This window comes from Streptomyces sp. yr375 (assembly GCF_900110755.1).
Lineage (GTDB): Bacteria > Actinomycetota > Actinomycetes > Streptomycetales > Streptomycetaceae > Streptomyces.
This window is the reverse complement of record NZ_FOFF01000039.1, coordinates 45114-60637: the sequence shown is the minus strand read 5'-3', so window position 1 is coordinate 60637 and position 15524 is coordinate 45114. Positions and strand designations below refer to the sequence as shown.

The window sequence follows — 15524 nt, the reverse complement described above, 5'->3', positions numbered from 1 at the left end:
TCCACCCCGTGATCAGCGTGGAGGCGGGGCTTGTGGGCGGGGTGCCGGGGTTCGGGAGCAACTTTACGTGGCCTCGGCGGCCACGGAAAGTTACGTATAGATGTCCGTTAAGTTTTGCGTTACAGTCCCGGCCAACGGTGCGAACGTTCGCCGCAACTCGGGTCGACCGGCCCCTTTCATACGAATCAGCGCTGTACCCACCCGGCACAGGCTGATCGAGTCGCAGCGATCCATATCGGTCCACGCAGGTCCACACAGGTTCAAAACCCCTTCAGACATGACTGTCGGTCCCGGCCGACGGGTGAGGTGTGCAATGAAGCGTTCTGGGAGATGTCTCGCGGTCGCCACCACGGTCGCCGCCATGGCGATATCGCTGGCCGCGTGCGGAGGCGGGTCGTCCGGCGCCTCCGCCGACGGCACCGTGACCCTCCATGTGCAGGCGTGGAAGGGCGGCGGCGCGGAGCCCGCCAACGTCGCCGAGATCAACAAGGCGTTCGAGAAGGCCCACCCCAAGATCAAGATCGACTTCGAGTACATCACCGCGAACGACACCTACACGCAAAAGCTCCAGCCCGAGCTGCTCGGCGGCAAGGCCGGCGACGTGATCATGGTCGACACGGACCGGATGAAGAAGTGGGGCGCGTCCGGCTACCTCGCCGACCTGTCCGGCGAGTCGTGGGCGAGCCGGATCACCCCGGACGCCAAGCAGTTCGCGCAGGCCGACGGCAAGACCCTCGCGATGCCGATGGAGCTCATCGGCATCGGTCTGTACGCCAACATGGACCTGCTGAAGAAGGCGGGCATCACCGAGGTCCCGGCCGACTGGCCGACGTTCCTCGCCGACCTCGCCAAGGTCAAGAAGGCCGGCATCGACCCCATCGCGCTGCCCGACAAGTCCGGCTGGACCGGCAGTTCGGTCCTCCAGGCCGCCGGATCGACCGTCGTCTACCAGAAGAACAAGCAGTGGGACGCCGACTTCCTGGCCGGCAAGACGTCCTTCGACCCGGACTGGAAGGAACCCCTCCAGCAGCTCAAGACCCTGGAGGACCAGGGGTACGTCAACTGGAAGAACGAGCTCGGCGTCGACGAGTGGTCGCAGGGCCCGCAGGACTTCAGCGCGGGCAAGAGCGCCTTCTGGTACCAGGGCGCCTGGCAGGTCTCCAACATCAAGAAGGCCGGCTTCCCGGTCTCCTTCGCCCCCTGGCCGGGCGGCGCCGCCGGCACCAAGCCCAACGGGATGCTCTTCGCCGGCACCATGTGGTCCGTCAACTCCCAGTCCCAGCAGGGTGACGCGGCCCGCGAGTACGTCAAGTTCTGGTCGCAGAACCAGAACCTCTCCAAGTTCCTCGAGGCCGAGCACGCCGAGTCGCCCTTCATCAGCGGCCTGACGCCGGAGAGCACCGAGACGACGCCGTTCACCACGGCCTTCAAGGAGGGCCGCTACCGGATCCTCCCGTCCGACTCCTGGTACGCCGCCGCCGCCGAGACCGCGACCGGCTCCAAGGTCCAGGCCTACCTGCTGGGTTCGGCGTCCGCCGCGCAGACCCTCAAGGACATCCAGACCGCCGCGTCCGCGAAGTAACCGGCCACTCTGGTCAGCCGTGGTGGGGGTGCGAGTCAGCGCTCACCGACCGCCCCCGCCACGGCTCTTCACGGGCAAGAGGAGGATCCCCGTGTTCCACCGACGGCGCGCCACCATGGCCGCCTTCCTGCTTCCGGCGATCGTCGTGTACGGCGTGTTCATGCTGTATCCGCTGGCCCGAGGCGTCTACCTGAGCATGACCGACAGCCTCGGCGGTCCGATCGCCAACTTCGTCGGCACCCAGCAGTACCGTGCCATGGCCGACGATCCGGCCGTCACCGACGCCCTGTGGCACACCGTGCTGTACGCGGCCGTCGTCGTGATCGTGCAGAACGGCCTCGGACTGCTCTTCGCGAGCATGCTGTTCCGCCGGCCGAAGGTGCGCAGGACGCTCAGCGTCGTCCTGCTGACACCGACCCTGATCTCCCCGGTGATGGCCGCCTTCATCTGGTCGTACCTGTTCGCCCCGACCGGCGGCATCAACGCGCTGCTCGACCTGGTCGGCCTGCACGGTCTCAGCCACGTCTGGCTCGGCGACACCTCGACCGCGCTGTACTCGGTGGCCGCCGTCAACGTCTGGATGTTCACCGGCTACTCCTGCGCGATCTTCCTCGCCAGCTACATGAGCATGCCGACCGAGTTGCTGGAGGCGGCCGCGCTGGACGGCGCGAGCGGCTGGCGGCGCTTCGTCAGCATCGAATGGCCACTGCTCGCCCCGGCGCTCACCGTCAACGTGACGCTCAGCCTGATCGGCTCGCTGAAGGTCTTCGAGTTCCCCCTCGTCCTCACCAACGGCGGCCCCGCCGGAGCGACGGACACGCTGACCCTGCTGGTGTACCGGAACGTCTTCGGCGGCGGGAAGTTCGCCTACGGCGTCGCGCTGTCGGTCGTGCTCCTGGTGACCGTCGTCGTCCTGTCCAGCGCCACCTCCTCCCTGCTCCGGCTGCGCGAGCGACGCATCTGACGGCATCTCACGGAATCTGACGGATCGCCACCATGACTTCAGACATCACCGCGCCGGACGCCCCGTCGGTCTCCGGGACCCGGCCCGCCACCCGACCCCCCGCCGGGGGTACGACGTCCAGGGCGCCCCGCAACCCGCTGCGCCGACTGGCCGGCGGCCTCGGCACCGCCCTGCTCTGCCTGGGCACCCTGCTGTTCGTCCTGCCCTTCCTCTTCACGGTCGTCACCTCGCTGCGCACCGCGGCCGACGTGGCCCGCTCCCCCCTCGGCATCCCGCAGTCGCTGACCCTGAAGAACTTCTCCGACGCCTTCAGCCAGATCCACTACGGGTCCAGCACCCTCAACACCCTGCTCATCACCGGCCTTTCGTGCGTGGCCGTCACCGTGATCGGCTCGCTCGCCGCCTACCCGCTCGCCCGCATCACCCAGCACTGGTCCACCGCCGTGTACCGGCTGTTCATCCTCGGCACGTCCGTCCCCGTCTTCGTCGTGGTGGCGCCGCTGTACCTGCTGATGCGCGACCTGAACCTGCTGGACACGTACACGGGCGTCGTCCTCATCTACATCGCCCTGAACCTCCCGGTCGCCGTGTTCTTCTACACCAGCTTCATCCGCTCCATCCCGGCGGACCTGGAGGAGGCGGCGGCACTCGACGGCTGCGGCGCCTTCCGCACCTTCTTCACGATCATCCTGCCGCTGCTGCGCCCGGTCACCAGCACCCTCCTGACCTTCGTCTCCCTGCAGATCTGGAACGACCTGCTGGTCCCCCTGGTGTTCCTCCAGGACCCGGCCAAGCGGACCGTCATGGTGAACGCCTACTCGTTCATCGACCCGCACACCGTGCAGCCGACCACCCTGTTCCCGGCCGCGCTGCTCGGCGTCGTACCGCTGCTGATCATCTTCGCCTTCTTCCAGCGCCAGGTGGTCGCCGGCATGTCCGCCGGAGCGGTCAAGTCCTGAAAGCCGGGCCCGCCCCGCCGACGACCGGTCTGCCCGAACAACGACGGTGCCCTGGTGCCCCGTTCCCTCGGCGACCCCTGCCCCGATGTCTCGCTGACCCCATGTCCCGGAAGGACCCCCCACCGATGTACGTGGTCTCCTACTTCACCAACGCCGACGAGGCGCTCCACCTGGCCTACAGCCACGACGGCGAGGAATTCACGGTGGTGAACGGCGGCCGGCCCGTGCTGCGCGGGACGGTCGGCACCGGCCGGCTGCGGGATCCGTTCATAGGCGTGGGCCCCGACGGCCTGTTCCATCTGCTGGCCACCGACGGCTGGACGAGCCCCCACATCGTCCACGCCACCTCGGGCGACCTGCTCACCTGGTCGGAGCAGGAACTCCTGCCGGTGATGGCCGGGGTGGAGGGCGCCCTCAACGCCTGGGCGCCGGAGTTCTTCCTGGACCGCGGCACCGGGCTGTACCACCTGATCTGGTCCTCGGTCGTCGAGTCCGGGAGCACGGCCGAGGGCCGCGACTTCGAACACATCGGCCAGAACCACCGCATCTGGCACTGCACCACCGGCGACTTCACAACGTTCTCGGACCCCGGACTCTTCTTCGACCCCGGTCACTCGGTCATCGACGCCACCGTGCGGGAGCTGGACGGCGGCGGATTCCTCATGGCCTACAAGGACGAACGCGGCACCAACGACCTCGTCACCGCCCACAAGGACATCCACGTGACCACCTTCGACACCCCCGGCGGCCCCCTGACCTCAGCCACCGGGCCGGTCACCCCCTCGGTGGTGGAAGGACCGTCGATCTTCCGCCGCGGCGACGAGATGGTGATGATCTTCGACCACTTCCTCGAAGGACGGTACGGAGCGGTCCGCAGCAGGGACGGCGTGGACTGGGAGCTCGCCTCCCTGACGCTGCCGCCCGGCATGCGCCACGCCTCCGTCCTCGAAACGCCCCTCCCGGCCTCGCTGCCGACCCGGTGAACCGCCGTTCGCCGAGCCCTGCCAGGTCCGCACGGCCCGCCGGGAGCTCGCCTCCCGCCTCGTGAACGGCCCGCGTACGGCCGGGGTGCCGCAGGCCCCCGCCACCACCACAGACTCCGGGCGCACCCGCTTCGGCCGGTCCGCCCGGTGCAGGAAGATCCACGCCGTGTCCCGCGGCGCGGAGGACACATCCACCGATCAAGGAGCGCCGCGATGAAGCGTCGCAGAACGGACCGCCCGGGAGTGCGGGCCTCCCGCATCCTCACCCTGCTCGCCACCCTGGCGGGCGCCCTCCTCCTTCCGGCCCACACCGCTCTGGCCGCGGGCACCACCTTCTTCGTCGACTGCTCGGCCGCCACCAACGGCACCGGAACCCAGGCCAGCCCCTGGAACGCGGTCGGCAGCGTCAACAGCGCCACCTTCGGCGCCGGCGACAGCATCCTCTTCGCCGCCGGCACCACCTGTACCGGCCAGCTCCACCCCGGCGGTTCGGGCGCGTCGGGCAGCCCGATCACGATGGGCGCGTACGGCACCGGCGCCAAGCCGATCATCAACGCGAACGGCGCCACCGGCCCCGTCATCCACCTGCTGAACCAGCAGTACTGGGAGATCGGCGGCCTGGAGCTGACCAACGCGGCGGCCTCGCCCGCCTACCGCTCCGGCGTCCTCGCCGAGAACAGCTCGGGCGGCGTCCTGCACCACATCCGGGTGCACGACATGAACATCCACCACATCAGCGGCTGGTCGGGCGGCTGGTACGCCACCAACGCGGGCGTCGGCGTCCAGACCAACCACACCACGCCCGTCTCCACCTGGGACGACGTCGTGGTCGAGAACAACGTCTTCGACCACGTGGACCGTATCGCCGTGGCCGTCACCCCGGACGGCGACGGCCAGGGCACCGGCCAGACCACCGGCACGGTCATCCGCAACAACACGATGACCTTCGACGGCGCGGACGACATCCTCGTCGTCAAGAACGACGGCGCCCTCATCGAAGGCAACAAGGCCGGCTACGGCGGCGCGAAGGCCACCTGCCCGCCGTCCGGCCAGTACTGCAACGGCGCTTCGGCCGGCATCTGGATGTCCGGCAGCAACGACACCCTCGTCCAGAACAACGAGGTGTACTGCCACGTCAACTTCGCCGACGGCACCGGCTACGACGTCGACTGGGGCAACCACAACACCACGTTCCAGTACAACTACAGCCACCAGAACCTCGGCGGCTTCATCCTGGTCATGCCGCCGTTCAGCATCGCCAACGAGCCGACCTCGACCGTCCCCAGCGACGGCACGGTGATTCGCTACAACATCAGCGAGAACGACGGCACCAACGCGGGCTGCCCCGCCGCGGGCAACCCGACCCACGGCACCGGCGTCTTCCACTTCGTCGGCGGCGTCCCCAACAAGAGCGGCAGCTCGGTCGCCGTCCCGCAGATCTACAACAACAGCATCTACGTCAACCAGAGCGGCCTGAACACCAAGATCCTGTACTCGCGCGCGGGCGGCAGCATCTCCGGCACGCTCTCCTTCCGCAACAACGCGGTCTTCAACTACGGCACCGGCGGCTACTTCACCACCAGCGCCGGATCCGTCTACTCCAACAACCTCTTCTACGGCACCCACCCGGGCTCCGAGCCGGCCGACGCGGCGAAGGTCGTCACCGACCCCGAGTTCCGCAACCCGGGTAACACCGTCACCACCGGCGCGTACACCGGCGCCAACGCCTACCAGGTCCACCCGTCCTCTCCCGTGATCCGGGCCGGTGCGGTCATCAGCGACAACGGCGGCAAGGACGCCTTCGGCAACACCGTCTCCGCGACGGCCGCGCCCAACATCGGCGCGTACAACGGCACCGGCGGCAACCTCGTCTCCAACGCCGGCTTCGAGACCGGCGCGATGAGCCCCTGGACCAACAGCGGCGGCGCTCCCTCCGTGACGTCCACGGGCGCTCGCACCGGCGGCTTCGCGCTGACCACCCTGGCCAGCGGCAGCGGCGCCAACCAGAACCTGACCGGCCTCACCCCGAACACCACCTACCTCCTCACCGGCTGGGCCAAGGTGGCGAATGCGGGGGAGACTCTCGCCATCGGCGTCAAGAACTACGGCGGCACGGAGACGTTCACCAACGTGGCGACGACCGCGTACTCCCAGGCCGCGGTGCTGTTCACCACGGGCAGCGGCAACACCTCCGCCCTGGTCTACTGCTGGAAGAACTCCGGTGGCACCGGCACCGGCAACTGCGACGACCTCGCGGTGGAGCCCCTGTCGTCCGCCACCAACGCGGTCACCAACCCGGGCTTCGAGACGGGCGCGCTGACCCCCTGGGCGCAGAGCGCGGGTACGGCGTCCAGCGTCGTCGCCACCAACGCCCGCAGCGGCACGAACTCCCTGCAGACCGGGGCCAGCGCCAGCGGCGCCATCCAGACGGCAAGCGGTCTCTCCTCCAGCGGCACCTACCTGCTGGCCGGCTGGGCCAAGGCGGCCACCGCCGGTGAGGAGGTGGCGGTCGGCGTGAAGAGCTTCGGCGGAACGGAAACGTTCCTGCGGACCTCGACGACGTCCTACGCGCAGCAGCCCGTCTTCTTCACGACGGGCGCCGCCGCCACCTCGGCGGCCGTCTACTGCTACAAGAACGCCGGTGCGGCGGCCGGTTACTGCGACGACTTCACCGTGATCAAGCTCTCCTGACCACGGACGAAGTCTTAGCAGGAAGGTTTCATCAAAGGTGGGCGGGTCGACTCGGTCGACCCGCCCACCGGCGCGGGCGATACTGACGCGGTGCCGCCGACACCACAGCCGCAGCCCCTGGTCACCCCGCAGCCGATCACACCTGACGCGCCGGATCCGATAGAGCGTCCGCTGCTCACCCAGTCCTGGCTGGACCTCGCCTTTCTCCACTGGGCGGCGGACCCGGCGGACGTCGCCGGTCTGCTGCCGGCCGGGACCGTCCCGGACACCCTGGACGGCGTCACCTACGTCGGTCTGGTCGCGTTCCGGATGCATCGCGTCGGCTGGTTCAGGCTGCCGGGCGTCCCCTATCTGGGGTCCTTCCCGGAGACGAACGTCCGGCTCTACTCGGTGGACGCGCACGGGCGGCGGGGCGTCGTCTTCCGTTCGCTCGACGCCTCCCGCCTGCTGCCGGTCGCCGTGGCGCGGCTCGGCTTCCGGATGCCCTACGTGTGGTCCCGCATGGCGATCGACGCCGACGGCGACACCGTCACGTACACCAGCCGCCGCCGCTGGCCGGGCCCGCGCGCCCGCAGCCGGCTCACCGTGCGGGTGGGGCGACCGGTCGAGGAACCCACCGCGTTGGAGCACTTCCTGACGGCGCGCTGGGGCATGCACAGCACCTTCTTCGGCCGCCCGATGTATTTGCCCAACGCCCACCCGCGCTGGCCCCTGCACCGGGCCGAACTCGTCGAGTACGAGGAGGACTTGGTCATGGCGGCGGGGCTGCCGGCACCGGTGGGGGAGCCGGTCAGCGTGCTGTACTCGCCGGGCGTCCCGGCCCGCTTCGACCGCCCGGCCCCTCCTCCCGGCTACTGGTCCGGCGCGGCCGGCCCCGGGGCCGTGTCCGGCTCGGGGTTGAACACCGGGTGGTAGCTCTCCGGCGGCGCCAGATAGGCGGCGGCCGGTAGCCCGCCGGTGTCGACGACGATCTGGTCCACGGCGATCGCCGGGTCCACCATGAACAGGCGCAGGACGTGCTCGCCCGGCTCGGTGACGGTCACGGTGCCGGTCAGCTTCTCGACGCCCTCCTCCACGTTGCGCGCCCAGGCGTCACCGCGGTTGCCGGTGGCCACGGCCTGCCCCGACAGCACGGTCGGCGGCTGGTCGTCGAGGGCCAGGGCCAGCCGCCGCGCGCCGCGCTCGTCGAGCGAGGGCAGCCGGAAGACGGTGACGGGGAAGGCGCCGGTGCTGCCGAAGCGCACCCGGTACCTCAACTCCGGTGCGCGGTAGGCGAATTCGGCGGTGACCGGGGCCGCCGTCGAGGGCACCGCCGCCACGGCGGCGCTGCGCCGCCCGAGCCCGCGCACGGTCTGCCAGCGGGCCCCGCCGCGTGCCACCCGGCGCTCGGTGTGCACGGCGTCGATGGAGACCCAGCCGTTCGCCTCGACGAACCCGCGCGCCCGCCGTCGTGCCCGCGCCCCGTCGTTGACCACCTTCAGGGGCACCTCGAAACGCTGCCCGCCACCCGTACCCGTGAAGACGACCGTGACGTCGTGCGCGCCCTCGGGCGCCCCGGCCCAGTCGACCTCGACCCACACCCGGGTCTGCTCGGTGAGCGAGCCGCCCGACGAACTCAGCCGGACCCACGGCCGATCGGCCTGCGCGGCCCAAGTGACCGCGAGGAAGCCGGTGTTGAAGACGTCGACGAAACGCCGGTCCCGGGTGGCGGAGGAGAAGGACAACGGCCGCTGCGCGCCGGTCTCGTTCCCCTCGGCGGCGATCCCCAGCCCCGAGGTCTCCTGCCGGGCGACCCTCGTGACCGCCGGCCGGCCCGGCGCTTTCGGGATCTGCGAGGGGTACGGATTGATGTAGCCGTCCCATTTCCCGCCCGCCACCACGGTGTTGTACCGCAGGGTGAGCGCCACCTCGTCGGCGTGCGCGGCTTCGGCGAGGTCCGCGAACCGGTTGGCCCCCGCCCCGCGCCCCTGACGTACCGCGAGGGCGTTGCGGTCCGCCCAGTAGTACTTCAGGTTCATCAAGTACGCGCCGTGCACGGGGTAGTGGAGCAGTTCGAAGAAGGCGTCCTGGTAGGCGGCGGGGAGTTCGGCTCCGAGTTTCACGGTCCGTTGGAGCAGCCGGTCGTACGCGGCCATCCGGCGTCCCGCCTCGTCCCCGTGATGGATGACGGAGAAGATGTTCCGGTCGATGAACTCCGGACGCCGCTCCGCCGCGAGACGGTAGTACTCGGTGCGGATCGCGGCGATCTCCCGGGCGTGCCGGAGCCCGAACTGCCGCCCGTACCACTGGGCGAGGAACCCTTCGACGTCGTCGGCGTCCCACCGGTCCACGTCCCAGGCCATGTCCATGGAGAAGGACAGGCCGGTCTCGATCGACTTGAGGTCACCGACGTTGAAGATCCACATCCGGTCGACCTGATGCTCGTACACCCGGCGCAACTCCTGCCAGACCTTGGCGAGTTGGGTGGTATCCAGCCACAGGTAGCTGCGCGGGCGGCCCCAGTAGGAGAGGTGGTAGTAGATCCCGTTGCCGCCCGGGCGGGCGCGCTCCGCCGCGTTCGGCAGTTGGCGCATGTTGCCGTGGTTGTCGTCCGGCCAGATCAGCGTGACGTCGCCGGGGACCTCGACGCCCGCGTTGTACAGGTCCAGGACCTCCTTGTACGGGATGAAGATCTGCGGCTCGGCCGCCGCGCCGACCTCCTCGGCCAGGATCCGGCGCTGGTCGGCGACGATGTCGTTCATCACCGCGACCTTCTCCGGGATCGTCGTCGCGTACTTCGTCTCCAGCGCGGTGTCGTGCAGCCCGCGCATGCCGATCGTCCAACTGCTCTCGTAGGCCGCGTTCTCCCGGGCCCGGGCTCGCCAGTAGTCGGAGATGACGCCCGGGTTCACCGTGTAGTCGTACACCGGCAGACTCCCGTCCGCGCCCCGGTGCGCCTCGGCCCACGGCTCCCACTCGTGGACGCCGTTGCGCAGCAGGGCCTCGGGGTGACTGGAGCCTACGACGATGCCGTAGCGGTCGGCGAGTTCGGGGTTCTCCCGGTACTGGTTGAAGAAGTCGGAGTACGGATGCATCGCAGGCCACAGGTAGTTGGCCTTGAGGCGCAGCAGCAGCTCGAAGAGGCGTTTGTACGTCTCCGGGCCGATGTTCTTGTCCGGCTCCTGGGTGCGATGCGACCAAGTGGTGAGATTCTGCTCGTCGTTGAGGAAGACACCCCGGTAGCGGACCGACGGCTCAAGGCGTTTGACGGGGCCTGCGGGCACGGTGACCGTCTCGCGCCGTTCCACCGGTACGTCGGCCCACCAGTACCAGGGCGAGACGCCGATGCGTTCCGAGGTGTCGTAGATCCCGTACACCGTGCCGCGCCGGTCGCTGCCCGCGATCACCAGCGCGCGGTCCACGCCGGGCGCCGGACGCTCCACCACCTGGGTCACCGAGGCCTCCCAGCGCCCCTCGACCCGCCCGACGTCCAGCCGCCCCCGCGCGACGAGCCGGTCGATGACCGGGCTCGCGCCGAGGGTGCCGACCAGGACCAGCGCCGCGGACCGTGCCGGCAGGGTGCGCCGCAGCGCGGGCCGCACCCCGCCGACCCGCTCCACGTCGGCCTGGAGGTCCCCGGCCGCACGGACCACGGCGTCGTCGTCGGCCGCGTCGACGAACACGTCGACCGCGACACCGTCCCGCACCAGATCGAAGCCCGGGGCGGCAGCGGCGGCGGACGCCGACGCGGCGTGGGCGTCGGCCGGGAGTACGGCAGGCAGCAGCGGGGCCAGTCCGACGGCCGTCAGGCCCCGGAGAAACGCCTTTCGGGACCACGAGTGCGCGGGGTCCTGTGGTTGCGAGGAGTCCCGTGGTGCGGTGTGCGGCATCGACGCTCCCGGACTAGGCACTGGCATGACCATGCTAGAAAGCGCTTTCCCGCGCACCTTAGGTCAGCACCGGCCACGGCGTCCATAACCGTGCACGACGGCCGCTCCGCGAAGCGTCGGTACGGCAACGGGCCCTCACGTCGATCGCGGGTGAGGTCGCTAGCGGCACAGCGCGAGGATGTCCTCCTCGAACGACGGGAACTCGCTCCTCGCCTCGGCGATGAGGACCCGGGCGGGGCGGCGCGGGGTGGTGGCGTGGCGCGCGGCCAGTGCGGCGAGTGCGGCGAGTGCCGGCCTCGGACGCGCGTCGTGGTCGGGGTAGGTCACGGCCTCCATCGGGCCGAGGCCGTCGGCCAGCACCCACAGGAAGTCGGACAGGTTCGCGGCGACCACCCCGCACTCGCCCTCCGAGCCCAGGAACACCACCGGCTGCTCGGTCAGCGGCAGCCCCGGCCGCACACACCAGAGGGCGGCGAGCCCGCCGGTGCCGTCCTGCCCGAACACCCGGTAGGCGCCCGCGTCGAGCTCGTGGTCGCCGGTCCACTGGCGCAGCCAGTCGGTGGTCTCCTCGGCCGAGTCGAAGGCGTCGTACGGCTCGAAGTCGTAGCCCTCGCCGTCGTCGTAGGGGAAATCCGCCGCGGCCACCTCGGCGAGGGCGGGCGGGAAACGGCGGTCGTCGGTGGTCGTCTCACTCATGAGCGCAGGCTAAACGAGCCCACTGACAGTGCCGGGCGGGCTTGTTGTCGACCCCTGTCGCAGCGGAAGCTGCCTCTCGGCGTTGACACGATCGCTGTCGCTATCGCTGTCGTTGTCACTGCCAGGGCCATCGATCAGTCAGCGGTGAGGAGGACTTCGGAGTGAGTCACACCGTCGCGCGGGGGATACGTCGGCACGCGCCGCGCTCGTGCCAACGCCCGCACCGGTTCGGTGAGTTCGTGGTGGAAGACGCGGTCGGCGATGTCGCATGCCACCGCCATCGCACGGGCATCGGACGCGGTCAGCTCGGCGACCAGTTCCCCGGCACCGGCTGCGGCCGGGCCGCTCCGGCTGGCCGGCCGCAGATGCTCCACACCCCGGTCGACCAGCCACGCACCGGAAGCCCCCCTCGGTCCACCGCGCGCGGGCGGCGACGATCATCCGCTCGCCCGCACCCCCGGTGACCGCGCAGAGTGGCTGCTTGGGGCGACAGCAGGCGTCCTCGCTCAGTAGGCTCGCCGGTATGCGGATCTCCGTTTCCTCGGACATGGACGAACCAGTGGCGCGGGCTCTCGTCGCGGAGTTGCGGGGGCGCGGGCACGATGTCGTGCCGTACGGGGCGCTGCGGCCCGGTGACGATCCGCAGTGGGCGGTGTGTTCGGAGGCGGCGGCCCGGGATGTGGCCGACGGGACCTCGGAGCAGGCCGTGGTGTGCTGCTGGACCGGCACCGGCGCGTCGATCGCCGCGAACAAGGTGCCCGGCGTCCGGGCCGCCCTGTGCACCGACGCCTACACCGCCGACGGCGCCCGCCGCTGGAACGACGCCAACGTCCTCGCCCTCGGCCTGCGCCTGACCTCCGAGCCGCTGCTCAAGGAGATCCTGGGCGCCTGGTTCGCCGCCGAGGCGAGCGGGGACGCCGAGGACCGGCGGAACGTGGCCCACGTCAGCGGTCTCGACACCGGCAGGACCGGCTCGCACGCGTAGCGCGCCGCGCCCTTACGGACGGCTCCGTTGCGCCGTACGGGTCGCTCGGCCCGGGCGGGGCACCCGGCGGGCGGGCGAGGGTGGGAGGTACGGATCGATCGGTCCGCACCTCCGAGCGGTCCTGGTCCGGAAGGGAACCCGAGATGTCCGTCGACCCGCAAGGGACGTCCGCCCGGCTCACCGACGACGAGCTCAGGACGCTGCACGCCCACTGGCGCGCCGCGAACTACCTGGCCGTCGGCCAGATCCACCTCATGGCCAACCCGCTGCTCACCGAACCGCTGCGGCCCGAGCACATCAAGCCGAGGCTGCTGGGCCACTGGGGCACCTCGCCCGGGCTGAACCTGGTGTACACGCACCTCAACCGCGTCATCCGCACCCGTGACCTGAACGCCCTGTGCGTCTGGGGGCCTGGGCACGGCGGTCCGGCCGTGGTCGCCAACTCCTGGCTGGAGGGCTCCTACACCGAGACGTACCCGGACGTCACCCGGGACGCCCCCGGTATGGCCCGGCTGTTCCGGCAGTTCTCGTTCCCGGGCGGTGTGCCCAGCCACGTCGCGCCCGAGACGCCCGGCTCGATCCACGAGGGCGGCGAACTCGGCTACTCCCTCTCCCACGCCTACGGCGCCGCCTTCGACAACCCCGACCTCCTGGTCGCCTGCGTGATCGGCGACGGTGAGGCCGAGACCGGGCCGCTGGCCGCCTCCTGGCACTCCAACAAGTTCCTGGACCCGGTGCACGACGGGGCCGTGCTGCCGATCCTGCACCTCAACGGCTACAAGATCGCCAACCCGGCGGTGCTGGCCCGGATCCCCGAACCCGAGCTGGACGAGCTGCTGCGCGGCTACGGCCACGACCCGATCCATGTCACAGGCGACGAGCCGAACGCCGTCCACCGCGCCATGGCGCAGGCCATGGACACCGCCCTGGACCGCGTCGCCGCCCTCCAGCGCGCCGCCCGCGAGGACGGCAGCGGCGAACGCCCCCGCTGGCCGGTGATCGTGCTGCGCACCCCGAAGGGCTGGACCGGCCCCGCCCACGTCGACGGCCTGCCCGTCGAGGGCACCTGGCGCTCCCATCAGGTGCCGCTGTCCGCCGTCCGCGACAACCCCGAACACCTGCGCCAACTGGAGGCCTGGCTGCGCTCCTACCGGCCCGAAGAACTCTTCGACGAGCACGGCCGCCCGCGCCTCGACGTGCTCGCCTGGATCCCCGACGGCACCCGCCGCCTCGGTGCCACCCCGCACGCCAACGGCGGCCTGCGCCTGCGTGAACTCCCTTTGCCCGACCTGGACTCGCACGCCGTCCCGGTCGACAAACCCGGCACCACCCGGCACGAACCCACCGGCGTACTGGGCGAGTTGATCGAGGACGTCATGCGCGCTACCGCCGACCGGCGCGACTTCCGTCTCGTCGGCCCCGACGAGACCGCCTCCAACCGGCTTCAGGCCGTCTACGGCGCCACCGGCAAGGCCTGGCAGGCACAGACCCTCCAGGTCGACGAGCACCTCGACCGGCACGGCCGGGTGCTCGAGATTCTCTCCGAACACACCTGTCAGGGCTGGCTGGAGGGCTATCTTCTGACGGGCCGTCACGGACTGTTCTCCTGCTACGAGGCGTTCGCGCACATCGTCGACTCGATGGTCAACCAGCACGTCAAGTGGCTGCGCGTCACCCGGAAACTGGCCTGGCGCGCACCCGTCGCCTCCCTCAACTACCTGCTCACATCGCATGTCTGGCGTCAGGACCACAACGGTTTCTCCCACCAGGACCCCGGTTTCGTCGACCACGTCCTCAACAAGAGCCCGGAAGTCGTGCGGGTCTATCTGCCGCCGGACGCCAACACCCTGCTGGCGGTGGCCGATCACGCGCTGCGCAGCCGTGACCACGTCAACGTCATCGTGGCCGGGAAGCAGCCGTGCTTCGACTGGCTGTCGATGGACCAGGCCCGCGGCCACTGCGCGCGGGGCGCGGGCGTCTGGGACTGGGCCGGTACCGAGGACGGCAGCCACGAACCCGACGTGGTCCTCGGCTGCGCGGGCGACGTACCGACCCAAGAGGTGCTGGCCGCCGCCCAGTTGCTGCGCCGCGACCTCCCCGAGCTCGCGGTGCGCGTCGTCAACGTCGTCGACATCGCCCGCCTGTTGCCGAGCGAGGAACACCCGCACGGCATGGGCGACTTCGAGTACGACGGCCTGTTCACCCCCGACAAACCGGTGATCTTCGCCTACCACGGCTACCCCTGGCTCATCCACCGCCTCGCCTACCGCCGCACCGGCCACCGCAACCTGCATGTGCGCGGCTACAAGGAGATCGGCACCACGACCACGCCGTTCGACATGGTCGTCCGCAACGACCTCGACCGCTACCGCCTCGTCATGGACGTCATCGACCGCGTCCCCGGCCTCGCCGCGCGCGCCGCCACCGTACGCCAGCAGATGGCGGACGTCCGCACCCGCCACCAGGCCTGGATCCGCGAGCACGGCACCGACCTTCCCGAGGTCACGGAGTGGGTCTGGGACGGCTGAGACGGCAGCTCACCGATGACCGGACAGGGCGCACGGACCGGGGCGGACGGCGCAGAAGGAGGGGCAGAAGACGGGCCGTCGTGCGCCCTGGCACGGCGTCCCGCCGGGTGCCTACAGTGGTCGGCCAGCCCTGCGCGCGGATCCGGCGAGGCTGGGCACCGTCCCACCCGCTCGCCCCACCCGCTCGTCCCACCTGTGGTCACCCGTCGTCCTCGTCCCCACCCGGCACCCGTCCGGACCCGGGACGGCCCCGCACAACCGAGCCCC

At 70.5% G+C, this 15524-nt stretch carries 11 protein-coding genes; 8 read left to right on the top strand and 3 right to left on the bottom strand.

Annotation, left to right across the window (positions count from 1 at the left end; all coding sequences use genetic code 11):
• The first annotated feature begins 361 nt into the window (after positions 1–361).
• The 6 genes from BMZ82_RS29335 (at position 362) to BMZ82_RS29310 (ending at position 8094) form a co-directional block, all read left to right on the top strand.
• Positions 362–1582: an ABC transporter substrate-binding protein gene (locus BMZ82_RS29335; RefSeq protein WP_256252172.1), complete on the top strand. Its 1221-nt coding sequence runs from the start codon at positions 362–364 to the stop codon at positions 1580–1582.
• 91 nt (positions 1583–1673) lie between these two features.
• Entirely contained in the window at positions 1674–2546 is an 873-nt protein-coding gene (locus BMZ82_RS29330) for a carbohydrate ABC transporter permease (RefSeq protein ID WP_093780418.1), read from the top strand.
• A gap of 32 nt (positions 2547–2578) precedes the next feature.
• Positions 2579–3505: a carbohydrate ABC transporter permease gene (locus BMZ82_RS29325; RefSeq protein ID WP_093780417.1), complete on the top strand. Its 927-nt coding sequence runs from the start codon at positions 2579–2581 to the stop codon at positions 3503–3505.
• A gap of 101 nt (positions 3506–3606) precedes the next feature.
• A complete protein-coding gene (locus tag BMZ82_RS29320; RefSeq protein ID WP_256252171.1) occupies positions 3607–4488 on the top strand; it encodes a glycoside hydrolase family 43 protein in 882 nt (293 codons plus the stop codon).
• Positions 4489–4701: 213 nt separating this feature from the next.
• Complete coding sequence (locus tag BMZ82_RS42550; RefSeq protein ID WP_093780415.1) at positions 4702–7179, top strand: carbohydrate binding domain-containing protein; 2478 nt, start codon at positions 4702–4704, stop codon at positions 7177–7179.
• A gap of 90 nt (positions 7180–7269) precedes the next feature.
• Positions 7270–8094: a YqjF family protein gene (locus BMZ82_RS29310; protein WP_093780414.1), complete on the top strand. Its 825-nt coding sequence runs from the start codon at positions 7270–7272 to the stop codon at positions 8092–8094.
• On the opposite strand, the gene BMZ82_RS29305 is transcribed toward BMZ82_RS29310, so the two are convergent.
• From BMZ82_RS29305 to BMZ82_RS29295, 3 genes are all read right to left on the bottom strand, one after another.
• A complete protein-coding gene (locus tag BMZ82_RS29305; RefSeq protein ID WP_093780413.1) occupies positions 8031–11048 on the bottom strand; it encodes a glycosyl hydrolase 115 family protein in 3018 nt (1005 codons plus the stop codon). The genes BMZ82_RS29310 and BMZ82_RS29305 overlap by 64 nt on opposite strands.
• A 159-nt stretch (positions 11049–11207) precedes the next feature.
• Complete coding sequence (locus tag BMZ82_RS29300) at positions 11208–11744, bottom strand: SMI1/KNR4 family protein (RefSeq protein ID WP_093780412.1); 537 nt, start codon at positions 11742–11744, stop codon at positions 11208–11210.
• Positions 11745–11878: 134 nt separating this feature from the next.
• The gene (locus tag BMZ82_RS29295) at positions 11879–12133 is read right to left on the bottom strand and encodes a KR domain-containing protein (RefSeq protein ID WP_093780411.1); all 255 of its coding nucleotides are present in this window, start codon (positions 12131–12133) and stop codon (positions 11879–11881) included.
• A gap of 134 nt (positions 12134–12267) precedes the next feature.
• Between BMZ82_RS29295 and BMZ82_RS29290 the strand changes: the two genes are divergently transcribed.
• Both BMZ82_RS29290 and BMZ82_RS29285 read left to right on the top strand, forming a co-directional pair.
• Positions 12268–12729 (top strand): RpiB/LacA/LacB family sugar-phosphate isomerase, encoded by a 462-nt coding sequence (locus BMZ82_RS29290; protein ID WP_093780410.1) that lies wholly within the window; start codon positions 12268–12270, stop codon positions 12727–12729.
• A 143-nt stretch (positions 12730–12872) separates the two neighbouring features.
• Entirely contained in the window at positions 12873–15257 is a 2385-nt protein-coding gene (locus tag BMZ82_RS29285; RefSeq protein WP_093780409.1) for a phosphoketolase family protein, read from the top strand.
• The last annotated feature ends 267 nt before the right edge of the window (positions 15258–15524 follow it).